The 25,956-nt window shown below is 71.5% G+C and carries 22 protein-coding genes; 14 read left to right on the forward strand and 8 right to left on the reverse strand.

Translation table 11 applies throughout. The features are described from left to right. Positions 1-60: 60 nt before the first annotated feature. Complete coding sequence (locus MMSR116_RS09295; protein WP_010684855.1) at positions 61-1,236, reverse strand: L-dopachrome tautomerase-related protein; 1,176 nt, start codon at positions 1,234-1,236, stop codon at positions 61-63. 718 nt (positions 1,237-1,954) lie between these two features. On the opposite strand from MMSR116_RS09295, the gene MMSR116_RS09300 reads away from it, so the two are divergent. Next, complete coding sequence (locus MMSR116_RS09300) at positions 1,955-2,659, forward strand: AAA family ATPase (protein ID WP_010684856.1); 705 nt, start codon at positions 1,955-1,957, stop codon at positions 2,657-2,659. A gap of 2 nt (positions 2,660-2,661) precedes the next feature. Here the strand turns inward: MMSR116_RS09300 and MMSR116_RS09305 are convergent, their stop codons facing one another. Continuing rightward, positions 2,662-4,044: a M20/M25/M40 family metallo-hydrolase gene (locus tag MMSR116_RS09305; protein WP_010684857.1), complete on the reverse strand. Its 1,383-nt coding sequence runs from the start codon at positions 4,042-4,044 to the stop codon at positions 2,662-2,664. A 449-nt stretch (positions 4,045-4,493) separates the two neighbouring features. Between MMSR116_RS09305 and MMSR116_RS09310 the strand changes: the two genes are divergently transcribed. The 5 genes from MMSR116_RS09310 (at position 4,494) to MMSR116_RS31335 (ending at position 9,213) form a co-directional block, all read left to right on the forward strand. Further along, complete coding sequence (locus tag MMSR116_RS09310; protein ID WP_010684858.1) at positions 4,494-5,018, forward strand: (2Fe-2S)-binding protein; 525 nt, start codon at positions 4,494-4,496, stop codon at positions 5,016-5,018. Further along, complete coding sequence (locus MMSR116_RS09315; protein WP_010684859.1) at positions 5,015-6,022, forward strand: FAD binding domain-containing protein; 1,008 nt, start codon at positions 5,015-5,017, stop codon at positions 6,020-6,022. The genes MMSR116_RS09310 and MMSR116_RS09315 overlap by 4 nt, the downstream gene beginning before the upstream one ends. Before the next feature lie 8 nt (positions 6,023-6,030). Next, positions 6,031-8,283, forward strand: coding sequence for a xanthine dehydrogenase family protein molybdopterin-binding subunit (locus MMSR116_RS09320; RefSeq protein ID WP_010684860.1), 2,253 nt, complete (start codon positions 6,031-6,033; stop codon positions 8,281-8,283). A gap of 262 nt (positions 8,284-8,545) precedes the next feature. Beyond that, positions 8,546-8,983 (forward strand): EamA family transporter, encoded by a 438-nt coding sequence (locus tag MMSR116_RS09325; protein ID WP_010684861.1) that lies wholly within the window; start codon positions 8,546-8,548, stop codon positions 8,981-8,983. Between the two features lie 74 nt (positions 8,984-9,057). After that, positions 9,058-9,213 carry a hypothetical protein gene (locus tag MMSR116_RS31335; RefSeq protein ID WP_010684862.1) on the forward strand — a complete coding sequence of 52 codons (156 nt, stop codon included), beginning with the start codon at positions 9,058-9,060 and terminating at the stop codon, positions 9,211-9,213. Between the two features lie 28 nt (positions 9,214-9,241). On the opposite strand, the gene MMSR116_RS09330 is transcribed toward MMSR116_RS31335, so the two are convergent. The 3 genes from MMSR116_RS09330 to MMSR116_RS09340 all read right to left on the reverse strand — a co-directional run bounded on the left by MMSR116_RS09330 (position 9,242) and on the right by MMSR116_RS09340 (position 12,310). Further along, on the reverse strand, positions 9,242-9,922 hold the full coding sequence (locus tag MMSR116_RS09330; protein ID WP_039893781.1) for a glutathione S-transferase family protein: 681 nt from the start codon (positions 9,920-9,922) through the stop codon (positions 9,242-9,244). A gap of 73 nt (positions 9,923-9,995) precedes the next feature. Continuing rightward, positions 9,996-11,465 carry a M48 family metalloprotease gene (locus MMSR116_RS09335; protein ID WP_010684864.1) on the reverse strand — a complete coding sequence of 490 codons (1,470 nt, stop codon included), beginning with the start codon at positions 11,463-11,465 and terminating at the stop codon, positions 9,996-9,998. 5 nt (positions 11,466-11,470) lie between these two features. Further along, positions 11,471-12,310, reverse strand: a complete 840-nt coding sequence (locus tag MMSR116_RS09340) for a thermonuclease family protein (RefSeq protein WP_010684865.1) — start codon at positions 12,308-12,310, stop codon at positions 11,471-11,473. A 561-nt stretch (positions 12,311-12,871) separates the two neighbouring features. Here MMSR116_RS09340 and MMSR116_RS09345 point away from each other — a divergent pair. The 4 genes from MMSR116_RS09345 to MMSR116_RS09360 all read left to right on the forward strand — a co-directional run bounded on the left by MMSR116_RS09345 (position 12,872) and on the right by MMSR116_RS09360 (position 17,856). Beyond that, complete coding sequence (locus tag MMSR116_RS09345) at positions 12,872-13,279, forward strand: helix-turn-helix domain-containing protein (RefSeq protein WP_010684866.1); 408 nt, start codon at positions 12,872-12,874, stop codon at positions 13,277-13,279. A 446-nt stretch (positions 13,280-13,725) separates the two neighbouring features. Next, positions 13,726-14,904: a methionine adenosyltransferase gene (gene metK / locus MMSR116_RS09350; protein ID WP_010684867.1), complete on the forward strand. Its 1,179-nt coding sequence runs from the start codon at positions 13,726-13,728 to the stop codon at positions 14,902-14,904. A gap of 336 nt (positions 14,905-15,240) precedes the next feature. Then, positions 15,241-15,978: a tRNA (guanine(46)-N(7))-methyltransferase TrmB gene (gene trmB / locus MMSR116_RS09355; RefSeq protein WP_010684868.1), complete on the forward strand. Its 738-nt coding sequence runs from the start codon at positions 15,241-15,243 to the stop codon at positions 15,976-15,978. A gap of 162 nt (positions 15,979-16,140) precedes the next feature. After that, positions 16,141-17,856, forward strand: a complete 1,716-nt coding sequence (locus MMSR116_RS09360; protein WP_010684869.1) for a sensor histidine kinase — start codon at positions 16,141-16,143, stop codon at positions 17,854-17,856. Between the two features lie 64 nt (positions 17,857-17,920). Here MMSR116_RS09360 and MMSR116_RS09365 read toward each other — a convergent pair whose 3' ends face one another. Then, positions 17,921-18,769, reverse strand: coding sequence for a hypothetical protein (locus tag MMSR116_RS09365; RefSeq protein ID WP_010684870.1), 849 nt, complete (start codon positions 18,767-18,769; stop codon positions 17,921-17,923). Positions 18,770-19,073: 304 nt separating this feature from the next. On the opposite strand from MMSR116_RS09365, the gene MMSR116_RS09370 reads away from it, so the two are divergent. The 4 genes from MMSR116_RS09370 to MMSR116_RS09385 all read left to right on the forward strand — a co-directional run bounded on the left by MMSR116_RS09370 (position 19,074) and on the right by MMSR116_RS09385 (position 22,790). Continuing rightward, the gene (locus tag MMSR116_RS09370; RefSeq protein ID WP_010684871.1) at positions 19,074-19,673 is read left to right on the forward strand and encodes a superoxide dismutase; all 600 of its coding nucleotides are present in this window, start codon (positions 19,074-19,076) and stop codon (positions 19,671-19,673) included. A gap of 200 nt (positions 19,674-19,873) precedes the next feature. Further along, a complete protein-coding gene (gene murJ / locus MMSR116_RS09375) occupies positions 19,874-21,400 on the forward strand; it encodes a murein biosynthesis integral membrane protein MurJ (protein ID WP_010684872.1) in 1,527 nt (508 codons plus the stop codon). Positions 21,401-21,471: 71 nt separating this feature from the next. Next, positions 21,472-22,149, forward strand: coding sequence for a haloacid dehalogenase type II (locus MMSR116_RS09380; protein WP_010684873.1), 678 nt, complete (start codon positions 21,472-21,474; stop codon positions 22,147-22,149). A gap of 281 nt (positions 22,150-22,430) precedes the next feature. Beyond that, the gene (locus MMSR116_RS09385; protein ID WP_051072230.1) at positions 22,431-22,790 is read left to right on the forward strand and encodes a hypothetical protein; all 360 of its coding nucleotides are present in this window, start codon (positions 22,431-22,433) and stop codon (positions 22,788-22,790) included. 71 nt (positions 22,791-22,861) lie between these two features. On the opposite strand, the gene MMSR116_RS09390 is transcribed toward MMSR116_RS09385, so the two are convergent. Next, positions 22,862-24,619, reverse strand: a complete 1,758-nt coding sequence (locus tag MMSR116_RS09390) for a carbamoyltransferase family protein (RefSeq protein WP_039893705.1) — start codon at positions 24,617-24,619, stop codon at positions 22,862-22,864. A 112-nt stretch (positions 24,620-24,731) separates the two neighbouring features. Beyond that, a complete protein-coding gene (gene nhaA / locus MMSR116_RS09395; RefSeq protein ID WP_010684876.1) occupies positions 24,732-25,934 on the reverse strand; it encodes a Na+/H+ antiporter NhaA in 1,203 nt (400 codons plus the stop codon). Positions 25,935-25,956: the final 22 nt, after the last annotated feature.

The following is a 25,956-nucleotide window of genomic DNA, read 5'->3' on the forward strand; positions in this document are numbered from 1 at the left end:
TGCCTCTCTTGGCGCGCGCGCCCCGGCGCCGAGCCGGGGTCCATAGCGGCGGAGAACGCTTTAGATGACCGGATCGGCGTCGATTCGCATCCTCAGGATCGCGTAGGGGGGCTGTTGCAGGTCCGTGCCGCGGTTGAATTCCGGCCGTCGGTTGACCTGCGCGGCGGAGATGTAGAGCCAGCGATCGGGTGTGATCCAGAACGTGTCGGCCCAGACCAGCCTGTCGTCGGCGGCGAGCACCTCGATGGTGCCGTCCGGAAGGCGGCGGCCGACCGCGTTGTGCTCCTGAAGGCTCAGATAGATCCGGTCCTGGGAATCCGTGGTCAGGCCGCCGGTCATGCCCTTCTCGCCGAGATCCCGGACCGCGGCCGCCACCGCGTCCCCGGAGGCGTTCGGGTCGCGCAGCGCAGCGGTCTCGACCGCGTAGAGGCGCCGGCTCATGAGCGGGGCGTAGTACAGGCGGGTGCCGTCGGGACTGAGCGCGATGCCGTTGGCGCCGCCCTTCGGACTCTTCGGCGGCGCGTCTCCCTTCCGCTCCATCACCGGCCGGCGCTCCACGAACTTGACGAGGCCCTCCTCGGACTTGGTGCTCGGATGCCCGTCGAGCCGCCGCACCACCTGGCCGCTGTCGAGATCGACCGCCAGGATCGCGCCCGTGCCGGCCTGACCCTGATCGGTGATGTAGGCGCGGGCCCGGCCGTCGCGCACGTCGACCCGCAGATCGTTCAGAGACGACGTCGGTACGACCCCGGCATCGAGGGGAATTGTCCGGAGGATCCGGTTCTGCGCGATGTCGATCGCCGCGAGCTTCGCACCGCCCGGCACCGGCGTGCCCTTGCCCTCGGGCAGGCCGGCATCCAGCACCCAGAGCGTGTCGTTGCGGTCGAAGACGCCGTTGGGGACATGGAACAGCGTGGATTGCGCCGCCTTCGGATCGGGCCGGTTCGTCGGCGCGTCCGGGTAGGGCTTCACCGCGCCGTCGGGCATAACCTCGCCCAGGGTCACCGGCTCGGCTCCGGTGAAGCGCGGCATCATCACGAAGATTCGCCCGCCCCGGGCGATCGCCAGCCCGGTGGGCGTGGAGGGGGCGTCCGCTGCGATCGCCAAGTCCAGCGTGCCGACGGGCCGGCTCACGGGCGGCTCGCGGCGGGGAGGCGTTCCGGCTCCGGCCCGGTCCGGTCCTGCCGCGAGGACGGCGAGGCCGGATCCGATCAGGCGGCGGCGGTCGAGGGACATGCGTATCCTGTCGTGGCAACGGCTGGCGTGGCGGGCCCGTCGGCTTTCGCGGTCGCGAGGCGCCGCTCCCAGGGCGACACCCATGGTGACTCTCAGGGCGACGTGCCAACGCGCCGCGAAGGCAGGTGATCCCGCGCCGGCCCGGCGGCGCGCATCGGCGGCCGATCACGGGGCGCTGTCGGGCATGCGGGCGCGGATGTGGCCGTCCGCGCCGACCACGATAGAGCCGGCAGAAATTTTTGACCGAAGTGGTCGCTCGCGGACAAAGCTGACGATGGAAATTAGATCAATATAGGCCGATCGGATCCGGCCGATGCTGGCGAAATAATTTACAGATAATGATCAATATGCGATGAAAGACCTATCATTGATCGCGAATAGCGTCGACTTGACGCGAGTGCTGCATGCGCGCTAACAGGACCGAAGTATAAATAATCGATCTTCTCGTCAGAATTTGCCTGTGCATCAGCCCTGTGGTGATGTGGGCGGGTCCAGGTCGCGCCGGTATTGGGTCCTGACCCGCGAGATCTCGGCGCATCGCCAGGATAGTCCGTGTCGATGTTGGATCACCCGTGTGCCGGCCTCCGGTGCGCATGATCTCGACGTCATGTGCCCGGCCTACATGCGACGCGGGGAGAGGCGGGGGCGGTGCCAGGACCGGCCGCGTCCCGGCGTTGGCCTCGGGGCCTGGGCATGACATCGGAGAGGTGGGACGCGCATGGATCCTGAAGGATCCGGAGGGAGGCCGGACTTCGCGCCGCGGGGCGCCGACGGGCCGCTGCGGGTCGTGGCGATGGCGGTGCAGAAGGGCGGCACCGGCAAGACCACCCTGGCGGCGTCCCTGGCCGTCGCCGCCGCGGAGGCGGGCGAGCGGGTGACCGCGCTCGACCTCGACCCGCAGGGGTCGCTCGCCAGCTGGGGCGCCCTGCGGCAGGAGGAGTCCGTCGCGGTCGATCGGGTGCAGCCCTGGGAGATGGGCCAGCTCTCGGAGATCCTCGGTGTCCTCGCCGCGCAGGGCACGACGCTCGCCGTCCTCGACACCGCCGGCAGTTCGGCCGGCCTCGCGCCGGCCCTGAAGGACGCCGATTTCGTGCTGATGCCGGTGCGGCCGTCCCGGCTCGACATCGTGGCCGCGCGCCCGACGCTCCAAGCGTTGGTCAATCTCGGGCTGCGGCAGCGCTTCGCCCTCGCGCTGAACCAGTGCCCGCCGCCACCCTCGCCGCGCACCAGCGCCTACGCGGCACAGCTGCGGGCGCTGGGCGTGCTGGCCGAGCCCGGCATCATCCACCGGGTCGACCACCAGGATGCCCTGGCCACGGGCCTCGGCGTCACCGAATACGCCCCCGGCAGCCCGGCCGCCGAGGAGGTCCGGGCGCTGTGGACCTGGATCGACGCGAAGATGCGGGCGGCGACCGCCCGCTGAGGTCAGCGCTGACCGAGCGCCGCCAGGATCCGCGCCCAGGAGCGCGTGCCCTTGTGGAAGCTCGTCAGATTGTACTTCTCGTTGGGCGAGTGGATGCGGTCGTCGTCGAGGCCGAAGCCGATCAGCAGGGTGTCGCGCCCGAGGATCCGCTTGAAGTCGCCGACGATCGGGATCGAGCCGCCCGCGCCCACGGTCACCGCCGGCACGCCCCACTCATCCTGCAGCGCCGTCTTGGCGGCCCCGAGCTGCGGCATGTCGAAGGGCAGGCTGATCGCCCGCGAGCCCTTGTAGGTGATGACCTCGACTTGGCAGTCCGCCGGCACCCGCGCGCGCACGAAGGCCTCGAAGCTCTCGGCGAGCCGCTTCGGATCCTGGTCGTCCACGAGGCGGAAGGAGACCTTGGCCGAGGCGGTGGAGGCGATCACCGTCTTGGTGCCCTCGCCGGTATAGCCGCCGATGATGCCGTTGGCGTCGCAGGAGGGGCGCGACTGCACCAGCTCGATCGGCATCCGCCCGCGCTCGCCCGCAGGCTCCTTCAGGCCGATCGGGCCGAGCAGCGTCTCCGCCGTCAGGCCGAGGCCGCGCCACTGCTCCAGAACCTCGGGCGGCCGCTCGTGCACGCCCTCGTAGAAGCCCGGGATCGTCACCCGCCCGTCGGCATCGTGCAGGTCGGCGATGATTTTGGAGAGGACGTGGATCGGGTTGCGCGCCGCGCCGCCGAAGAAGCCGGAATGCAGGTCGCGGTCCGCGCAGGTGACCTTCACCTCGAAATAGGCGAGGCCGCGCAGCGACGACGTGATAGCCGGCGTGGTCTTGTCCCACATGGTGGTGTCGCAGACCAGGACCACGTCGCAGCCGAGCTTCTCCCGGTTGGCCGCGACCCATTCGGGCAGGCCCTGCGAGCCGCTCTCCTCGGCGCCCTCGATCAGGATCGTCACGCCGCAGGGCAGCGCCCCGCTCATGGCGATGTGGGCCCGGCACGCCTCCACGAAGGTCATCACCTGGCCTTTGTCGTCGGAAGAGCCGCGCCCCACGATCGTCTTGCCGCCCGCGCCATCGGTGATGTGCGGCTCGAAGGGCGACGTCTTCCACAGGTCGAGCGGGTCGACCGGCTGCACGTCGTAATGGCCGTAGAACAGGACGTGCGGCGCCCCGGGCTTCGGCCTGTGGGCCAGCACCACCGGGTGGAGCGAGGTCTCCTCCACGGAGGTCTCGAACCCGAGCGCCGTCAGGTCCTGGGCGAGCCAAGCGGCGGCCTCGCGGCAATGGCCGGCATAGGCCGGATCGGTGGAGATCGACGGGATCCGCAGGAAGGCGAACAGCCGCTCCAGGGCGTTCTCCAGGTTCGTGTCGATATCGTTGAGGATCGCGTCGAGCGCGGCCATCGGGGGCTCCGGGGTTTTCTCGCGGAACGAGGGTTAGCCGAGGCGGGGCGGAGGGAGCAACGTCGGGGAGCAGAGATCGGATGTTGAGCCGCTCCGCGGCGTATTCCTGCGCTGGGTCCCGGATCGGGTTCCGCTGTCGCTCCACCTGTCCGGGAAAGGGTGGCGCTACGAAGTGAGACGCGACGCCTTCTCCCGGGCGCATGGAGCGCCAGCGGAATGCGACCCGGGGCCTAGCATGAGACTCGCCGCGAAGCGGATCCACACCACCCAGCAGCATGGGTGCGGAACCGCAGCCTGACCCTCCGATCCCGGCGTGAGATCAACCATCCCGGAACAGGCGCAGATTGGAATGGTTATCGACCGAGATCGTCAGGCCGGCGCCAGCACGTTCCGCCTGGGTGCCGATCCGTTCCCGTCCGGCCCTGGCCGGCCCAGACCGTGGACACGCCATGCGCCTCGAGACCCAGCCGCCCGTGTCGGCGGACACGCCCATCGGCATCACGCTCACGATCAACGGGCAGCGGCGCGAGCTCCAGGTCGCCCCGTGGACCACCCTGCTCGATCTGCTGCGCGAAAGACTCGACCTCACCGGCACCAAGAAGGGCTGCGACCACGGCCAGTGCGGCGCCTGCACGGTGCTGGTGAACGGCACCCGGGTAAATTCCTGCCTGACGCTCGCCGTGATGAAGGACGGCGCCGAGATCACCACGGTGGAAGGCCTCGCCGGCCTCGGCGACCGGGCGGGCAGCAACGCCCTCCACCCGATCCAGGAAGCCTTCATCGAGCACGACGCCTTCCAGTGCGGCTACTGCACCCCGGGCCAGCTCTGCTCCTCGGTCGGCCTGATGAACGAGGGCCACGCCCACACAAGGGACGAGATCCGCGAGGCGATGAGCGGCAACATCTGCCGCTGCGGCGCCTACACCAACATCGTCGACGCCATCGAGGACGTCATGCAGGGAGGCGCCCGATGAACCGCTTCGATTACGTCCGCGCCGGCACGGTGGCGGAGGCGGTGCAGGCCTTCGGGGCCGGGGCGCGCTTCATCGCCGGCGGCACCAACCTGATCGACCTGATGAAGTACGAGGTCGAGAAGCCCGGCCGGCTGATCGACATCACCCGGCTGCCGCTGGACCAAATCGAGGACCAGGGCGGCGGCCTGCGGATCGGCGCGCTCGCCACCAACGCCAAGGTGGCGTACGACGATCAGGTCGCGGCGCGCTATCCGCTCCTGCGCAACGCCATCCTGGCCGGCGCCTCGGCACAGCTGCGCAACGCCGCCTCCACGGGTGGCAACCTGCTCCAGCGGACCCGCTGCTACTATTTCTACGACGTCGCGACGCCCTGCAACAAGCGCGCGCCCGGCTCCGGCTGCCCGGCGATCGGCGGGACGAACCGCATCCACGCGATCTTCGGGACGAGCGAGCACTGTATCGCCACCCATCCCTCCGACATGTGTATCGCGCTGGCCGCCCTGGAGGCCACCGTGCAGGTGAGCGGGCCGCAGGGCGACCGGTCGATCCCGTTCTCCGAGTTCCACCGCCTGCCGGGCGACACCCCCGAGACCGACACCAACCTCGCCCCCGGCGAGATCATCGTGTCGGTGGACCTGCCGGAGAGCCGCTTCCCGCAGCACTACACCTACCTGAAGCTGCGCGATCGCCTGTCCTACGCCTTCGCGCTGGTCTCGGTGGCGGCCGCCCTGGAGCTCGACGGCGACACGGTGAAGACCGCCCGCCTCGCGCTCGGCGGCGTCGCCCACAAGCCCTGGCGCAACCGGGAGGCGGAGGCGCTGCTCGCGGGCAAGCCCGCGACCCGCGAGAGCTTCCAGGCGGCGGCCGACCTGATCGTCGCGGAGGCCAAGCCCCAATCGGAGAACGGCTTCAAGATCGATCTCGCCCGGCGCGCCATCGTGCGCGGCCTCGAACAGGCCGCCGCCGGCACGCCCCAGTCGCTCAGCGACAAGCGCATCCAGTAGGGCCCGCCATGACCCAGACCTTCAGCTCCACCGGCCGCGACACCTTCGTGGGCAGCCCGCGCAGCCGCATCGACGGGCCCGCCAAGGTCACGGGCCTCGCCAAATACGCGGGCGAGTTCGCCGCCCCCGACCTCGCCTACGGCTATGTCGTGTCGAGCGCTATCGCCAAGGGCCGGATCACCGCCATCGACTCCGCCGAGGCCGAGGCGGTGCCCGGCGTCCTCAAGGTGATCACCCACGAGAACCGGCCGCGCACCGCGTGGCGTGACAAGAACTTCCAGGATCAGGTGGCGCCCCCCGGCTCGCCGTTCCGCGCCCTCTACGACGACCTGATCGTGTTCAGCGGCCAGCCGGTCGCCCTGGTGGTGGCGGAGGACTTCGAGACCGCGCGCTACGCCGCGTCCCTCGTCGACGTGACCTACGCCATGGAGGAGCCCGGGACCGACCTGGAGGCCCTGCGCGGCACCGCCTACGAGCCGCCCTACAAGCGCATGGGCATCAAGCCGCCGCCGGAGCCCTGGGGCGACGCCGATCAGGCGTTCGGCAGCGCGCCGGTGCGCGTCCAGGGCGCCTACAGCCTCGCCGACGAGCACCACAACCCGATGGAACCGCACGCCTCGACGGTGGTGGTGGAGCAGGACGGCACCTACACGGTCTACGACAAGATCCAGGGCGTCTCGAACAGCCACCAGTATCTCGCCAACGTGTTCGGCCTGAAGCCCGATCAGGTACGGGTGCTCAATCCCTATCTCGGCGGCGGCTTCGGCTCGGGCCTGCGCCCGCAATACCAGCTGTTCCTGGCGATGCTGGCCGCGCAGGAGCTGCAGCGCTCCGTGCGGGTGACCCTAACCCGCGACCAGATGTGGAGCTTCACCTACCGGTCCGAGGCCCTGCAGACGATCGCGCTCGGCGCCGAGCCGGACGGAACGCTGACGGCCCTGCGGCACGACGCCGTCCAGGGCACCTCGCAGTTCGAGGACTACCAGGAGGTCGTCGTCAACTGGTCGGGCGTCTTGTACAAATGCGACAACGTCGCGCTCGGCTACCGTCTGGTGAAGCTCGACACGCCGACGCCGGGTGACATGCGCGCGCCCGGCGCGGTCACCGGCGTGTTCGCCATCGAGACCGCCATGGACGAACTCGCTTACGCGGCCAAGCTCGACCCGATCGCCCTGCGGCTCAAGAACTACGCGGAATCGGACGCCACCGCCGAGGGCAAGCCCTTCGGCTCGAAGGAACTGCGGCGCTGCTTCGAGCTCGGTGCCGAGCGCTTCGGCTGGGCCAAGCGCAATCCCGAGCCGCGCTCCACCCGCGAGGGGCGGGAGCTGGTCGGCTGGGGCGTGGCCACCGGCATCTGGGAATCGATGATGATGCAGTCGAGCGCCATCGCGACCCTGACGCCGGACGGCCGGCTGACGGTGGGCAATTCCACTGGCGACATCGGCACCGGCACCTACACGATCCTCACCCAGATCGCCGCCGACACAATCGGCCTGCCGATGGACGCGGTCACCACCAAGCTGGGCGACACCCGGCTGCCGGAGGCCCCGGTCGCGGGTGGCTCCTGGACCGCCGCCTCCTCTGGCACCGCCGTGATGAAGGCTTGCCGCAACGTCGGCGAACAGGTGTTCAAGCTGGCCCGCGCGATGGAGAACTCCCCGCTGGCCAACGTCGATTTCGACCGCGCCGTATTCTCGGACGGGCGCATCTCGGTCGCGGGCGATCCCGGCCGCAGCGTCTCCCTGGTCGAGGTGCTGCAGGCGGCCGGCGTCGACAAGGTTGAGGCGGTCGAGGAGGCGGGTCCCGACAAGGACTTCAATCAGAAATATGAGGCCTACACCCATTCGGCGATTTTCGTGGAGGTGAAAGTCGACGAGGAGTTGGGGCAGGTCCGGGTGACCCGGGTCGTCTCGGCGATCGCGGCCGGCAAGGTGCTGAACCCGAAGACGGCCCGCAGCCAGATCCTCGGCGGCGTGGTGATGGGGATCGGCTCGGCGCTGGAGGAGGAGTCGATGCTCGACCACCGCATCGGCCGGTTCATGAACCACAATCTCGGCGAGTACCACGTGCCGGTGAACGCCGACATCTACGACATCGACGTCATCTTCGTGGACGAGGAGGACAAGGCGAACCCGTTGGGCGTGAAGGGGCTCGGCGAGATCGGCATCGTCGGCGTCGCGGCGGCGATCACCAACGCGGTGTTTCACGCCACCGGCAAGCGGGTGCGCCGCCTCCCCATCACCCCCGACAAATTGTTGTGAGTGGCGAATGTTTCACGGGAAACATTGACGCTCTTGCAAGGAATCGACCGATGAGGGCGCCGAGCCCGGGACTCGGCGGCTCCGTCGCGCCCTGGACCGGCGCGGCTCGCCGTATCGATGCGGATGGCCTGTCATCGCGCGCATAGCCATGCGATCCAAGATAGTAGGCTATGACAGATGCGGTGCCGCTGGATTGCAGCGCCCCGCTCGCGCCGACGATGATGCGTCCGGGCTCAGCAAACAGGAACGGCGCGAGACACCCGTGAGCCACCTCCTGCAATCCTGGCGGTTCTGGGCCCTCGCAGCCGCCGGTTTCGCGGCGCTCACCGCGATCCTCGCCAAGGTCGGGGTCTCGGGCGTCCAGTCGGATGTCGCAACCCTCGTGCGCACCGCGGTGATCCTGATCTTCGCCGGCGCAATCGTCGTGGCCTCAGGGCAGTCGGGCGGGCTGGCGCAGATCTCCGGCCGCAGCCTCGTCTTTCTGATCCTGTCGGGACTCGCGACGGGTGCGTCCTGGCTCTGCTACTTCCGGGCGCTGTCGCTGGGGGACGCCGCCCGGGTCGCACCTCTCGACAAGCTCAGCGTCGTGCTGGTGGCCATCCTCGGCGCCAGCCTGCTCGGCGAGACCTTGAGCCTCGCCGCCTGGACCGGCGTCGCGCTGATCGCCGCCGGGGCCGCCCTCGTGGCCTCCGGCTGGTGAGGAACGCGCGCGGGCGCACCGATCCGTTAACCCGGCCGGCGCATCCTGACGGTCCCTCGTGAAAGGGGACCGCCATGGATTGGGTCTACCGCGGCTTCGAGACCTCTCTGCTCGGCCTCGCCCTGTGTCTCGGCCTCGCCGCCTGCCTGACGTTCGGCACCGTGCGGCCGTCAGGCGACACCCTCTCTATCGCCCTGCCGATGCTCACGGTGACCGCCCCCGCACCCTGAAGGGGCGGCCGTCGCCGCGCAGGCGCCCTCAGGCGGCGCTCCGCGTTGCGGGGAACATGATGCTCCGGGCTTCCGCGTCCATCTCGGCCTTGAAGCTGTGGCGGCCCTTCAGCGCCTCGGCGGCCTGCGCGGCCGGCCGCGCGTTGATCGCGTCGAGGAGACGCTTGACGTTGGGCAGGTCCGCGAAGGCGTTCTCGCCGAGCACGAACGGCACCATCCGGGCCCAGCCCCAGGCCGCCATGTCGACGATCGTGTAGGTGTCGCCCAGGATGTAGGGCCGGTCGGAGAGGCGCTGGTCGAGGATGCCCCAGTGGCGGCGCGCCTCGAAGGTGTAGCGCTCCGTGGCGTAGGCGCCGCCGTCCTGCGCGAAGTGGCGGAAATGCACGCACTGGCCGGAGAACGGCCCGATGCCGGTGGCCACGAACATCAGCCAGGACAGCATCTCGCCCCGCACCGGCTCGCCCTCGGGCAGGAACCGGCCGGTCTTGCCAGCGAGGTAGAGCAGGATGGCATTCGAATCGAACACCGTCACGTCGCCGTCGCGGATCGCCGGGACCTTCCCGTTCGGGTTGACCGCCACGTAGGCGGGATCGAACTGCTCGCCCCTGCGGGTATCGACCGGGACCGCCTCGTAGGGCAGCTCCATCTCCTCCAGGCAGAGTGCAACCTTCATGGGGTTGGGGCTGAGATTGTAGAAGAATCGGATCACGTCGCTCTCCTTGAACGGTGCCGGAAGGATCGCCGGGCTCTCGCCTGGCACAAGCCGCAACCGCGCAGGGCGGCTATTCCGTCACGATCTTGTAGCTGCGGCCCGCCACCAGCGGCGCGCCCCGCTCCAGGCCGTTGAGGACGAGGAACCGGTCGAGCGCGCGATCCGGCACCGCCATGCGGCGGGCGAGATCCTCGGCGCCGGTCGAGGTCGCCTGCACGACCTGCAGCCGCAGGGGCCGCAGGACCACTTCGTCCGACGGCACCGCCGCGAGCGTCGCCGTCCAGCGGCGGAAGGCAGGGTCTGGATCGGCGGCGCCCTTGGCGGCCATGATCATCCGGTAAGTCGAGTCGCCGATCCGGATCGCCGCGAGGCGGAACGTCCACTCCTTGCCCCGCGAGAGCGCGAAGGCGGCCGGGTGGCCGGCGACCTCCCGGGTCTCGAAGCCGGCCGGATCGAAGGCGTCGTTCCAGCTCGCCTTCAGCACCGCCTCCAGGGATTGGCCCTCCTTCGCGTCGATCTGGTCGAACAGCAGGCGCCGGCTGCCGTCCTGGGTCGTGCCGAGCACGGCCGAGCGGGTATTCTCCAGGGCGAAGCCCTCGGGCACCTCGAAGGCGATGCCGAGGCCCGGATGGATGAAGCGATGGCCCCGCACCGCGCCGTCGCGCGGGTTGTCGCCGTAGGCGAGGCCGTCCACCGCCGCCAGGAAGGTTGCCCGGTCGTCGGTGCCGATCCCGGGGGCGCCGATGCGGCGGGCCGCGCGCGTGACCTGAACGATGCGCTCGGCCGTGCCCGGATGGGTCGCCAGCATGTCGGGCGCGGCGGCGCTGCCGGCTTTCAGGCCCGTCGAGCGGTTGAGGGCGGTGAGGAACCGGCCGGCGGCGAACGGGTCGTAGCCGGCCTTCGCCAGGGTGCGCACGCCGGTGGCATCCGCCTCCAGCTCCTGCTCCCGGGAGAAGCGCGCCAGCGCGAAGCGCGACTGGTGCTGGAGCTGCGCCCCGGTATCGGGGTCGTTCAGGACGTCGGCCACGACGCGGCTGACGAGGGCCGAGCGCAGTTCCAGCTCGCTCCGCGCCGTGGCGTGATTGAGGGTCACGTGGGCCATCTCGTGCGCCAGCACGGCGGCCACCTCCGAGGTGTCGTTGGCGAGCGCCACCAGCCCGCGGGTCACATAGAGCCGGCCATTCGGCAGCGCGAAGGCGTTGACCACGGGGGAGTCGAGGAGCGTCACCGCGTAGGCCTGGTCCGGCCGGTCGCTGGCCTTCACGAGGCGGTCGGTCACCTCCGTGAGCATCCGCGTCACGTTGGGGGCGCGCGCCTCGCCGCCGAAGGACGCCACGAGCTTGAGGTGATCGGAATCCGCGACGCGCTCCCGGCCGGTGGTGCGCGGCGCCTCGGCCGGCACCCGGACAACCGCCGGCTGCACGACCGCCCCGGTCTGGTCCGCGACGCAGGCGCCGAGCAGGGTGGCCAGGGCACAGAGTGCCGTCACGCCGCCCAGGAGACGCCCCGCCGACCGAAATTGCCCCGTGATCCCGCCCATCGCGATCAGCGCCGCAGCCCCCGTTCCTTCTCCGGTCCGGCCTCCGGCCGTTCCGTCTCGCCCACGAGCTCGATCCCGTCCGCGTCGGCTTCCAGGGTCGGGCCGCGCCAGACCTCCAGGATGCCGCGCACGCGCACGCGCCGGCCTTCGAGCAAGGCCGCACTCAAACCACGCGCGCGCACCATTCGCCAAGTGCGTTTCGATACCGTGACCGTGAGTGCGTCCGATCCGCGGGCGCCGAAATCGATGTAGGTGCGGGCGCTGCGCTCGCCGACGCGGCGCACGTCGCCCTCCACGATCGCGAAGCGTCCGGCCAGCGCCCGGAGCGCCGGCCCGTCCGTGGCGACCGGAATCGGCTCCCGCCACAGGCCGACGCGCCGCGCCCGCGCAGAGGCCTCGACGACGCGCAGCGCCGGGCGGCAGAGCGAATCAGCCTCGCCGGACTCCGCGAAGGCGAGGCCCGACGCGATCAGGCCGCCCGCGAGATCCTCGTCGCCCTCCGCGAGCTGGATGTCGGCCCGCTGCCGGTCCCAGCGGTCGGGCTGCCCGCGCGGCACCACCGCGACCCGGGCGCCCCGCCGCCCGTCGAGCCAGGCCGCCGCGGCGGCGGCCGCCTCCGGCGCGTCGGGCCAGCGGAGGGAGTCCAGGACCGCGCGGGCGCCCGACCCCAGGCGGATCTCGCCGCGTGGCCCGACCGCCTCCAGGATCTCGAAGCGGACCGGCCCCGCCAGACAAGCCGGCGGGCCGGCGCGCGAGGCCGCGCGGGCCGGCGCCGGACCCACGGCCGCGAGCGCCGCCAGCACCGTCACGACTTGCCGGGTCGCCGTTGCGAGGATCGCCTGCACGGGCAGATCATGCGCCGGGCGCGCGCATCCGCCAATGGGTGCGGTTGGCCTGCGGCAGGGAGGATGCTATGCAGCCGGCGGTCGTCTCCGTAGCTCAGCTGGACAGAGCACAGGTTTCCTAGATCAGGTCGAATTGGGCGTCGCGCCGGGAAACCGCGCGGCGGATCCGCTCAAAGTCGGGGAAAGCTCCAGGCGCCGGCTCGTCCGGGCCCTGCCGATCCCGAGCCAAGCCCGCACGTCGCGCTCGCGGCCTGCGGGAAGGTGTAGAGACTAGACGGGCGGCACCTACAGGCCGGGCGCGAGCCCCGCCCAGGGTGAAGGGATAGTCCAGGCCACGAACGCGGCCCCTCGGGGACGCGGCGGCGAAAGTCGAAGTGGTATGAAACCTGGGGTCGCAGGTTCGAGCCCTGCCGGGGACACCACCATCTTCCACGCGATCACTCCCCGCTCCGGCAGCGCGGGAAATCGTTCACCGCGTCACGCCTGCGCCGGTGACAAGTTCCCGGGGCGGCGCTAAGCTTTGCCAGAGGGAATCACGGCACGGGGGTGGACGAGCTCTTCATGGCGGGTCAGAAAACCGATCAGCGCGACGTCTATGTCGGGCAGCGCATCGCCGAGCAGCGACGCAAGGCGTCCCTCACGCAGCGCCGCGTCGCGCAGAGCTTCGGTATGTCTGCAGCTCAGCTACAGAAGTACGAGAAGGGCACCAACAGGATCAGTGCCGTTCATCTCGACATCTTCTCCCGGATGACCGGTGTGCCGATGGACTACTTCTTCAAGGGCATGCCGCGCAACGACGATTTCACCGCCCCGGGCTTCAGCGAGCCGGACCAGGCGAGCCTCAGCGAAGGCGGCCTCAAGGGCCTGGCCGAGATCGTGGGCCGGCACATCACCGAGAACTTCTCCGAGGAGGCGCGCCGGGACGTGGCCGCGGCCATTCGGGCGCTGGAGAGCAAGCTCGGCGGCTGAGAGTGCCGCGCCGGCCCCGCTGACAAGCGGTCCCGTCGAACGTGCCGGCTTCACCGGGCCCGAACATCTGCTGCGTTGAGCGTCGTACCGCTCCGCTGCGTTGAGAGAGGGCCGGACGCGATAAGTGCTTCCCATGTATGAAGGTCGCGTGCGGGAGCGCGCGGTCCCGCCGCGCCTGACGGGCCGAGACTGCGCGTCGATGCAGGTGCCCGATGGTTCGCGGCCGGCCTGACCAGGGGTGCCGGGCGCGTCGGCCCGAAGTTGCGGTCCCCGTCACCGATCGCTCGAAGGGGCGGGCGATTGTCCAGCCACTTCGTTCGTTTTACCGGATTCGTCCGGTGATCCGCCTTGACCCTTCATGGGCCCGGTGCGAGAACCCCCGCCCCATGAAGGGTCAAACGCCGTGATCGCACCGGCGTGCCTGTGAAGCCGGGGCCGTCCGTCCGATGCCGCGTTCCAACTACCTCTTCACCAGCGAATCCGTGTCCGAAGGGCACCCCGACAAGGTCTGCGACCGGATCTCCGACACGGTGGTCGACGCGTACCTGACGGCGATGCCGGAGGCGCGCCTCGGCGTCGAGACGCTCGCCACGACAAACCGGATCGTCATCGCCGGCGAGGTGCGCGGGCCCGACTCGGTGACCTTCAAGGACCTTGAGGCCCTGACTCGCGAGGCGGTAAAGGACATCGGCTACGAGCAGTCGGGCTTCCATTGGAAGAACAACGACGTCGCCATCCACCTGCACGCCCAGTCGGCCGACATCGCGCAGGGCGTGGACGCCGCCGGCAACAAGGACGAGGGCGCGGGCGACCAGGGCATCATGTTCGGCTACGCGGCCGACGAGACGCCCGAGCTGATGCCGGCCCCGATCTTCTACGCCCACCGGATCCTCAAGGATCTCGCCGACGCCCGCCGGGCCAAGCAGGGCGACGCCGCCAAGCTCGGCCCCGACGCCAAGAGCCAGGTCACGGTCCGCTACGAGAACGGCCGCCCGGTCGAGGTCACGCAGATCGTCCTGTCGACCCAGCACCTCGACGAGTCCCTGGACTCGGCGGACGTGCGCGCCATCGTCGAGCCCTATATCCGCAAGGCCCTGCCGGAGGGCTGGGTCAACGAGGGCACGGTCTGGCACGTGAACCCGACCGGCAAGTTCGTGATCGGCGGTCCGGACGGCGATGCCGGCCTCACCGGCCGCAAGATCATCGTCGACACCTACGGCGGCGCAGCCCCGCACGGCGGCGGCGCCTTCTCGGGCAAGGACCCGACCAAGGTCGACCGCTCGGCGGCCTACGCGGCGCGCTACCTGGCCAAGAACGTCGTGGCCGCGGGCCTCGCCCGCCGCGCCACGATCCAGCTCGCCTACGCGATCGGCGTGTCGAAGCCGCTCTCGATCTACGTGGACCTGCACGGAACCGGCAACGTGGACGAGGCCAAGCTCGAAGCGGTGCTGATGGACGCCCTGGACCTGTCGCCCCGCGGCATCCGCACGGCGCTCGGCCTCAACAAGCCGATCTATGCCCGCACTTCGGCCTACGGCCATTTCGGCCGCGCCCCGGAGGCCGATGGCGGCTTCTCCTGGGAGCGCACGGACCTCGCCGACAAGCTGAAGTCGGCGCTCGCCTGAGGGTAGCAGGCGGCCGACCCCCGAGCACCGGCCGGCCGCCTGCCGCGTCGCGCAGCGAGCGGACGGAAGCTGGGCGAACAGAGGCCGGGCGAGCAGGGGCGGGCGGTGCGTTCGGCATCGCCCCTCTCCCGGATGCAGGAAGCGTCAGCGGATTGCGATCCGGCGCCCGGTTCGGGACGATGCGAAGCGCCCGGCCGGGGCGCCGTTGCGCGCGGATGCCGAATTACCGCCTCGTGCCGCTTCGCGGCCAATCGGACGTTGAATCCGGATCACCGTCCGTCGACGCTCGGGCGTCCGGGAAGAGGGTCGGTCCACACTCCGGGATGTGCTGAGCCGTTGGACACTGACACCCCAGGACCTTCCCCCGACGCGAACGACGAGCCGGAGCGCGCCTTCTTCGGGCGGCGCAAGGGCAAGCGCCTGCGCGGCGAGCAGGAGCGCCGGCTGACCGAGCTGCTGCCGGCCCTCCGGGTCACCCTGCCGCCGGACGGCGCGCCCCTCGACCCGCGCGCCCTGTTCCCGGCCATGCCGGCGCCGCCGGAGGCGGTCTGGCTGGAAATCGGCTTCGGCGGCGGCGAGCACCTCGCGGCCCAGGCGGAGGCCCAGCCCGGGATCGGCATCATCGGCGCCGAGCCGTTCGTCAACGGCGTGGTCAAGCTGCTCGCCGCGGTCGAGGCGCGGGGCCTGCGCAACGTCCGCATCCGCGACGAGGACGTGACCGCCCTGCTGGCGCGGCTGCCGGATGCCAGCCTGGAGCGGGTCTACCTGCTCTATCCCGATCCCTGGCCCAAGCGGCGCCAGCGCAAGCGCCGCTTCGTCTCGGAGGCGTCCCTGGCCGAGATCGGGCGGGTCCTGAAGGAGGGCGGCCTGTTCCGTTTCGCCAGCGACATCGACGACTACGCCGGCTGGACGCTGGCGCGGGCCGCCCGCTGCCCGACCCTGCGCTGGACGGCGCGGAGCGCGCGGGACTGGACGCAGCCCTTCCCGGGCTGGCCCGGCACGCGCTACGAGGCGAAGGCGCTGGCGGCGGGACGGCGCCCGACCTACCTGGAGTTCGCGCGGCTGCCACGGTGACAGCCGCGGCGCCCGCGGGCGGCGCGCCGCAACCCGCCGGAACGCCTTGCAACGGTCACGCTCGGAGGCCATCCTGATATGCCGTCGCGGTCCCGGATCGCGCCGGGGGAGGGGGCTTACTCCTGCGGGGGCGCGCCACCGCGCGTTCGAGGGTTCTTCCGAGTGAATGAGCGGGTGGGTCAGGAACCGGCGGCGCACGATCCGTATCGCGCCGGCTTCGACGATGCCGCAATCGGCCTCGTCGTGCTGTCGGCCGACGCGACCGTCATCGTCGCCGCCAACCGGGCCCTGCACGATCTGCTCGGCTGGGCGCCGGGCACCCTGGCCGGCCGGCCGACCGGCGCGCTGCTGAACGAGGCCTCCGGGGGCCTCGGTGACGGCCTTCAGTTCTGGCGTCGGGCCGATGGCAGCGCCGTCGACGTGCGGGTGCGGCGCTCCGGGGCGACCCTCGTGGTCGAGTCCGTCGACGTGGACGCGGCGGCCCATTCCGAGGCGAACAGCGAAGCGCTGGCGGCCGCCGGCCTCGGGGAATGGCGCTGGGACCGGGCCACGGGTCTGCTCACCCTGTCGCGGCGCGCCGCCCGGATCCTGGGCCGGCCGCCGGGCCGCTCCGTCTCGTGGGACGAACTGAAGACCGGCCTGTCCCAGACGGAACTCGACCGCCTGAGCGCGATCATCGCCGGGGCGACCGGTACCGGCGAGCCCTACCAGTTCGACACGCCCACCACGGTGGCCGGGCGCACGGTGATCCTGCGGGTGCGCGGTCAGGCCGTGCCGGGCCCGGACGGGACGCCCGCCAGCATGGTCGGCGTCCTCCAGGACATCACCACGCGGGTCGAGGCCCGGGACGAGATCCTGTCCCGCGACCAGCGGCTCCGGGTCGCGACCACGATCGCCAAGCTCGGCATCTTCGAGTGGCACATGCTCGAGGACCAGGCGATCTGGGAGAACGAGCACATGTACGAGATCTTCGGGCACGCGCCCGAGGACGGCACCATCGGCAAGAACGAGTTCCTCAACGACATCCTGCACCCGGACGATCGCGCCGCCGTCCGACGGGCGATCTCCAAGGCGCTGCGGGAGGACGGGATCCTGCACATCGGCGGGCGCATCCGGCGCAAGTCCGACGGGGCGTGGCGGACGATCGACATGGCCGGCCGCTTCGAGCGCGACGCCCCCGACCGGCTGCCGCGCCGCCTGATCGGCGTTGTGGCGGACGTGACCGACCGGCGCCTCGCCGAGGAGCGCCAGAGCCTGCTGATCCGCGAACTGCACCACCGGGTGAAGAATACCCTGGCCACCGTGCAGGCGATCGTGGGCTCCACGGCGCGCACGGCGTCGAGCATCGAGAGCTTCTACGAGGCCTTCGTCGGGCGCATCAAATCGCTGGCCCACACCCATTCGGTGCTGACCGAGGACACGTGGCAGACGGCCTCGCTCGGCAACCTCCTGCTCAACGAGCTGAGGCCCTATGCCGAGGTGGCGCCGGACGGCGCCGCGGAAGGGCGCATCAGCCTCGACGGGCCGGCGATCGACCTGCCCTCCGAGATCGCGGTGCCGATCGGGATGGCGATCCACGAACTCACCACCAACGCCGCCAAGTACGGGGCGCTGTCGAACCGCACCGGGCGGGTCGCGGTGGAATGGTCGCTCGAGCCGGGCGGCCCGGCGGGGATCCTGCGCTTCTCCTGGCGCGAGACCGGCGGCCCCCCGGTCGAGCCGCCGACCCGTCAGGGCTTCGGATCGCGGCTGCTTCAGCGGGTCCTGATCACGCAGGTCCAGGCCGAGGTGACGACCGACTACGCCCCCGGCGGCTTCGCCCTGACCATGCGCGCGCCGATCCCGCCGCGCAACGACAGCCTCAAACCGCTGGTGTGAGCCGGTTGCACAGGCACCTCAGGAGGAGGGCGCGGATGGGAAGGCCGCCTGCCCGCCGGCGGCGTCAGGCCGCGCCGCGGGTCCCGGATTCGCCGCCGCCGTCCACGAAGGCCTTCAGCTCGTCCAGCGACGCGAAGGTGAAGCGGCCCTGCGGCGTCTCCGCCTCGATCGAGCCGTCCTCGAACATCACGTAGGTGTTGCCCCCCGAGGCGTAGCGCCCGACGACGGTGCGCGTCGCCGGCTTCGGGGCCGGCACGGGCGCCGGGTCGAGGCTCGAACGCAAAGCGGGGGGCTCCTCCGCGCCCGGGGACGCCTCGGGGGCGGCGAACAGGTCGTCCTCGGGGGCGATCACGCCGGGGCCCTTGGCGTCCGGCTTGGTCTGGGGAGCCGGATCCTGGGCGGCGAGCGGCGGCGGGACCCGCAGGTCCGGCTCCGCCCGGGGCGGCTTCGACGGCTTCGGCGGCTCCGGCAGGGCCGCGTCGGGCTTGTCCGCCTCCGCCGCGAGCAGGGCCAGCTCCGGCAGACCCTCGGGCCGGGGCTCCGACTTCGGATCGATCCGTGACCGGTCGGGGTCGAAGGGCGGCTCCACGACGGGCGGGACGAGGAAGGCGGGCGCGGCGGGCAAGACCGGCGGCAGCCGGGAGCGGCCCTCGTCGGCGGCAACCGGAGCGGAGACCGGGGCAGCCTCCCGGGCCCGGGACGCGGGGACCTGCCCGACCGCCCGCTCGACCCGGCGGAAGGCGAGGGCGAGCACGCCGAGCCCGAACAGGACCGCCCCCGAGGAGGCCGCCACCGAGCCCGCGATGACCATCGCGAGCCCGCTCTCCAGGCGCACATACGGAAAGCCCTGGATCACGGCGGCGCTGCCCCCGATGACCATGGCAGCGGCGAGCGCGAACAGCGCAGCGATCATGATACTCTCTAGCACAGGCCGGCTAACTGCCGGCGCTCAAAGCGTGGCGCACAGTAAGCCCTGGCCGTCATATTGCAAAACCACGCCGCTGGATTGCCCGGGATACCCGGCGCGGCGATCGTCCGGCGGCGGACCCCGGCGGTCCGTTCCGCAGCGCGAAGTTCCGGATCGATCCGGAACTTCGCGTGGAGCCGGGCCGCCACGGCGTTGCCGTCCCGCGGCGACCGACTTACCTAGCGGGCTCTCGACTCGGGAGCCCCCCGCCGGGGACGAGGCCGCCCCCTGCTTAGCGGAGACAGATGCGATGACCTTCACCCTGCCGGAACTGCCCTACGCATACGACGCGCTCGGGCCGTACATGTCGAAGGAGACCCTCGAGTTTCACCACGACAAGCACCACAAGGCCTATGTCGACACGGGCAACAAGCTGCTCGAAGGCACGGATCTCCAGGGCAAGAGCGTCGAGGAGATCGTCAAGGCCGCCTACAACACCAATCAGCCGCTCTTCAACAATGCCGGCCAGCACTACAACCACATCCACTTCTGGCAGTGGATGAAGCCGAACGGCGGCGGCGCCATCCCCGGCGCGCTCGCCAGGAAGATCGACGAGGATCTCGGCGGCGCCGAGAAGTTCAAGGCCGACTTCATCCAGGCGGGTGTCGGCCAGTTCGGCTCGGGCTGGGCGTGGCTCGCCGTCAAGGACGGCAAGCTCGCGATCATGAAGACCCCCAACGGCGAGAACCCGCTGGTCCACGGCGCCAAGCCGATCCTCGGCGTCGACGTGTGGGAGCACTCCTACTACATCGACTACCGCAACCGCCGGCCCGACTACCTCAAGGCGTTCATCGAGAACCTCGTGAACTGGGAGCATGTGGAGAAGATGTACGCCGAGGCGACCCGCTGAGGCATCTCCGCCGGTGCCGCGGGCCCTGTGTCCGCGGCACCCTTGAGGTGGCCGACGAAAGCGGCTCTTGATGCGCCCGACGCCGGATGACCCGGTGCGGAAGGGTCCGGCCATTCCCCCTCGATCGACACGCCCGACGCTTCGACCGTGCTCCCGCCCGCCCCCGCTGCGGGGGAGGGGGTGGGCGAGCGCCCCGCCCGATGATCCGCTCCATCCTCTCGGTCGGCGGCTGGACGCTGGTCTCCCGCGTCACCGGCTTCGCCCGCGACGTGGTGATGGCCGCGGTCATGGGCGCCGGACCCATGGCCGACGCCTTCGTGGTCGCCTTCCGGCTGCCCAACCATTTCCGCGCGATCTTCGGCGAGGGGGCGTTCAACACCGCCTTCGTGCCGGCCTATGCCGGGCTCGCGGAGGCCGGCGCGCCCGGGGCGGCGCACCAATTCGCCGACCGCGTCTTCACCCTGATGCTGATCGTGCAGCTGGTGCTGCTCAACCTCGCGCTGCCGGCGATGCCCTGGGTGGTCCACGCCCTGGCGCCGGGATTCGCCGAGGACGGCGAGCGCTTCCAGCTCGCCGTTGCGCTGACCCGCATCACCTTCCCGTATCTGCTGTTCATGACCCTGGTGACGCTGCTGTCGGGCATCCTCAACGCCCACCGGCACTTCGCTGTGGCGGCGGGCGCGCCGGTCCTGCTCAACCTCGCCATGCTGGCGGCGTTGGCGTTGAGCTTCCTGTTCCCCAACGCCGCCTACGCGGCCGCCTGGGGCGTCGCCGTCTCGGGCGTGCTCCAGTTCGGCCTGCTGTGGTGGGGCTGCCGCCGGGCCCGGGTGATGCCCGACCTCGCGGTGCCGCGCCTCGATCCGGCGCTGAAGCGCTTCTTCACAGTGCTCGGGCCCGCGGTGATCGGCGCGGCTGGCTTCCAGATCGCCACCTTCGCCGACACGATCATCGCGAGCTGGCTCCCCACCGGGGCGGTCTCGGCCCTCTACTACGCCGACCGGCTCTACCAGCTTCCCTTCGGCGTCATCGCCATCGCGGCCGGCACCGTGCTGCTCCCCGAGATGAGCCGGCGGATTGCCGCGGGCGACGTGGCGGGCGCGCACGCGGCGCAGAATCGGGCTGCGGGCTTCTCCCTGGCGCTGTCGGCGCCATTCACCGTGGCGTTCCTGACGATCCCGGGCCTGATCATGGCGGCGCTGTTCCAGCGCGGCGCCTTCAGCGCCGAGGACGCGGCGCGGGCGGCCTCGGTGCTGGCGGCCTACGGGTTCGCGCTGCCGGCCGTGGTGCTGGTGCGCAGCGCCGTGGCGAGCTTCTACGCCCGCCAGGATACCAGGACGCCGCTCTGGGCCTCCCTGACGGCGATCGCCGTCAACGTCGTCCTGAAGCTCTGGCTCACCGGCCCCTACGGCGTCACCGGTCTGGCGCTCGCCACCGCCGTCGCCCAGTGGGTCAACCTGCTGCTGCTGCTGGTCCTGGCCAAACGCCGGAACTGGACGGCGCCGGGACGCACCCTCGGGCTCACGGTCGCGGGGGTCGCGCTCGCCTGCCTGGGGCTGGCGGCGGTCGCGGTCTACGGCCAGGGACTCGTCCAGGCGCTGGTGCCGGCCCTGCCGCACGGGCGCGATCTCGTCGTCCTGGCGGTGCTCGGCCTCGCCGGGGCGCTGGTCTACGGCGGCCTGCTGGCGGGCCTGCTGCACCTGTTCGGCTTGCGCCTGCGCCGGGCCTGAGTGACCCGGCCGGGCTCGCCGCCGCGCGGGTCCGGCCCCAGATCGGGCGAGAGCACCCAGTGAGGAACGCCATGACCGACGCATCAGGACCCCTCGCGGGCGTGAAGGCCGCGGTGTTCGACGCCTACGGCACGCTGTTCGACGTGAACGCCGCGGTCCAGCGCTACGCCGACGCGGTGGGGCCGGACGCGGCCCACCTCTCCGAGGTCTGGCGCAACAAGCAGCTCGAATACAGCTGGACCCTGTCGCTGATGGGCCACTACGCGGCCTTCTGGGACCTCACCGTGCGGGCCCTCGACTACGCCCTCGCGACCCACCCGAACGTGGACCCCGGCCTTCGGGAGCAACTCCTCGACGCCTACCGCGACCTCGACGCCTATCCCGAGGTTCCGGGCGTGCTGGCGGCCCTGCGCAAGCGCGGGATCCGTACGGCGGTGCTCACCAACGGCAACGCCGCCATGGTCGACCGGGCCGTGGCCTCGGCGGGGCTGGCCGACCACCTCGACGCCGTTCTCTCGGTGGACGACGCGCAGGTGTTCAAGACACATCCCGACGCCTACCGGATCGCCCTGACCCGGCTGGCGGTGGGGCAGGGCGACGTGCTGTTCTGCTCGTCGAACCGCTGGGACGTGGCGGGGGCGGGGGCCTTCGGCTTCCGGACCGCCTGGGTGAACCGGAGGGGTCTGCCGGACGAGTACGCCGACCTCGCGCCCACGTCGGTGGTGGGATCCCTCGACGGGCTGCTCTGACGGGCGGTCCGCTGAGGCCGGCCCGATCCGAGAAACGGCCGGCGTCGATACGTCGACAGGGCTATGGCCGCGCCGTCTTCGCGCGGAGCGAAGCAATCCGGCCGCGCCACGATTTCCGATGTCGCGCTGCCCTCCGTTGCTTCGCTCCGCTCGCAAGGACGACCGCGTCTCGCCGTTGCCGGACCGCTCGCGGGCTCGCCATATCCGGCACACAATTCAATGGGCGACTTCGGGGATTTTTAATCCTCCCGGTGTTGGATCATCCTCAACACGAACGGGAGATGTTTCGCGTGTCTGTCACCGGTTCCTTCACGATGATCCGCGCCGGGGCCGCCGCCCTCGCCGCGACCCTGGTGCTCGGGGCCGTCGCCCCGGCCGCCGCCCGCGACCAGACCGGCGCCATCGTCGGCGGCCTCGCGGCGGGCGTGGTCGGCGGCGTGGTGGGCAGCGCCCTCGTCAACGGCGCCAACAACCCGCCGCCGCCTCCGCCGCCGGAGTACCGCCCGCGCCGCGTCGTGGTCGAGGAGCCCGAGACCGTCGTGGTGCGCGAGCGCCGCGGCCCGATCTGCCACTACGAGCGCCGCAAGGAGTGGCTCGGCGACGGCGAGTTCACCTACCGCCGCGTCGAAGTCTGCGAGTAACGTCCGCGTCCATTTTCACCGGCCGCAGGGCCTGAACGTCCACGCCGCGTCCCTCCGGGGCGCGGCGCATCTCATTTCACCACCAGCCAATCCTCGACCACCAGGGCGTCGAGGCCGGTGGTGTAGAACATCAGGATCGCGTCCTCCGCGCCGTGGAGGATCGGCTTGCCCATCACGTTGAAGCTCGTGTTGAGCAGGATCGGCACGCCGGTGATCTCCGCGAAGGCGCCGATCAGGGCCGCGTAGGCCGGGTTCCGCCCTGCCGTGACGCTCTGGAGCCGGCCCGTGCCGTCCGCGTGGACCACCGCCGGCACGCGGGCGCGGACCGCCTCGCGCCAGACCAGGGTGCGCTCCATGTAGGGGCTGTCGGCGTAATCCTCGAACCAGTCCGGCCCGGCCTCCGCCAGGATCGACGGCGCGAACGGCCGGAACGCCTCCCGGTACTTCACCTTGGCGTTGAGGGCGTCCTTGGCGCCCTCCGGGCGCGGATCGGCCAGGATCGAGCGGTTGCCCAGCGCCCGGGGCCCGAACTCCGCCCGGCCCTGCACCCAGCCGACGAGGCCGCCCTCGGCCAGGATCTGCGCCGCCGCGCGCGTCGCCGCCGCGTGGCCGACGCGCCGGGCCCGCGGCTCCTGCTCGGCGAGCCGCTCCATCGGCGCGGTGGAGACCCCCGAACCCAGATAGGGCGTGAGCGGGCGCTGATCGGGCGGCGGTCCGGCCCAGTCCGCATGATCCTCCGCGTAGGCGAGCCACGCGGCGCCGACCGCGTTGCCGTCGTCGGCCGGCGCCGAGGGGACGTGCAGCCGCGTGAAGCCGGACCGGCCCAGCACCCGGCCGTTATAGGAGGAATTCAGCCCACAGCCGCCGGCGATCACGAGGTTCTCGGAGGGCGCCAGCGCGTGGGCCTCGGCCACCAGCGCGTCCATCAGCGTCGCGAACAGGTCCTGGCCGCAGCGGGCGAGGTCCGCCCAGCCGTTCTCCAGGGCATCGGAGGGGCGGCGGGCGCGGATCTCCGCGGCCACCGCCCGGATCGTCTCCGCGTCGGCGTAGCGCAGGCGGTGGCCCTCGACCGTGCAGAGCCGGCCGAGCAGCGCGGCGAGATCCGGGTCGGGGCGGCCGTAGGGGGCGAGCCCCATGATCTTCCACTCCTCGCCCTTCACCTGGTCGAAGCCCGCGAGGTCGGTGATCAGCCCGTACAGGAAGCCCAGCGAGCCGCGCCCGCGGTGGCGGCGCAGCTCCGTGATCCGGCCGTCCTCCAGGCGGTAGATCGCCGCCGCGCCGGTCTCGCCCATGCCGTCGACCACCAGGGCGGTGGCCGTCTCGAAGGGGCTGCCCCACAGGCCGTAGGCGGCGTGGCAGAGGTGGTGCGGGTAGCGCCGCTGCCCGGCGATCATCGCCCGGGGCGCCGCGCCGGTGATCCGCGCCTCCTGGTTCAGGGCCAGCAGGGTGCCGTGCCCGGCCCGCTCCTGCGCGCCGTGGAGGTCGGCGATGAAGACCCGCTCGGCCTGCTCGGGCACATAGGAGCGGTTGAGCGCCGTGGTGTGGGCGGACAGCGCCATGAGGTCGAAGGCGCCGGCGCCGGCCTGGCCGCGCAGGAAGTCGGTGAATTGCGGGCCCCAGGTGGAGGCGACGACGAGTTCGGATCCCGGCGGGACGTGCGCCTTCAGCAGCGCCGCCATCGCGGACGGGGCGTCCGGCTCGCAGTTCGGCGCGCGCTTGTACTGCAGGGCGCGCTCCGCCGCCTCGGCGAAGAGCAGGGTGCCGTCGGGCCCGACCAGGGCGAGGGCCGGGTCGTGGAAGGTGGTGGCGAGGCCGAGATAGAAGCGCATGTCCACGGGGGGTAGCGCATTTTCGCGCCGGACGGAGCCCGGCACGTGCGCGAGGTGCCCCTCGTCCTTGCTTCGCTCCGCTCGCAAGGACGGAGAAGCCGACGGCCGCCCGCTAGTGCGGGGTGACGCGGCGCTTCGCGACGAGGAGGATCGCCGCGCCGGCGAGTCCCGACAGGGCCGAGCCCGCGAGCACGCCGAGCTTCACGGCGGTCTCGTGCTCCGGGTCCGGGAAGGCGAGGCCGCCGATGAACAGGCTCATGGTGAAGCCGATGCCGCACAGGACCGCGACCCCGTAGACCTGCCCCCAGCCGGCCCCGGCCGGGCGCTTGGCCCATCCCAGCGCCACCGCCAGCCGCAGGCTCGCGAACACGCCGGCCTGCTTGCCGAGGAACAGCCCGGCCGCGATGCCGAGCGTCACCGGCTGGAGCAGGGCCTCGGGGGTGAGGCCGGAGAGGTCCACGCCGGCATTGGCGAAGCCGAAGACCGGCACCACCCCGTAGGTGATCCAGGGCGCGAGGGCGTGCTCCAGCCGGTGCAGGGGCGAGTGCGCATCCTCCGGCCGGCCCGGGCTGACCCGGATCGGGATCGTGAGCGCGAGCAGCACCCCCGCGATCGTCGCGTGGATCCCGGAGCGGAGCACGAGGACCCACAGCACGAGGCCGAGCAGCCCGTAGGCCGGAAGCCACCCGTTCCCCGCCCGGTTGAGGCCGTAGAGGGCGGCCAGCACGAGGGCGGCGAGGCCCAGCATGGTGAGGTCGAGGCCGGAACTGTAGAACAGCGCGATCACCACCACGGCGCCGAGGTCGTCGACGATGGCGACCGCGCTGAGGAAGATCTTGAGGGAGACCGGCACCCGCGACCCGAGCAGCGCCAGGACGCCCAGCGCGAAGGCGATGTCGGTGGCGGCCGGGATCGCCCAGCCCCGCAGGGTGCCGGCGCCGAGATTGGCCAGCGCGTAGAATCCGGCCGGCACCGCCATGCCGCCGAGCGCCGCGATACCGGGCAGGACCCGGTCGGGCCAGGTCCGCAGCCGCCCGTCGAGCGCCTCGCGCTTGATCTCCAGCCCGACCAGCAGGAAGAACCCGGCCATCAGGCCGTCGTTGATCCAGTGCTGGACGCTCATCGGCCCGAGGGCGGTGTGGAGGGCGTGGGCGTAGGTTTCGGCCAGAGGCCCGTTGGCCACGACGAGCGCCAAGGCCGCCGCCGCCATCAGGATCAGCCCGCCCGCCGCCTCGCCGGCGAGCAGCGTGCGGATGATCGAGAGGGGACGCGGGCCGCGCCTCGGCGGGGTGCTTTCGGGGGTGGGCGACGTCATCGCGGCAGGCCTTGCCGCGCAT

It is taken from the genome of Methylobacterium mesophilicum SR1.6/6 (genome assembly GCF_000364445.2).
GTDB classification, from domain to species: domain Bacteria; phylum Pseudomonadota; class Alphaproteobacteria; order Rhizobiales; family Beijerinckiaceae; genus Methylobacterium; species Methylobacterium mesophilicum_A.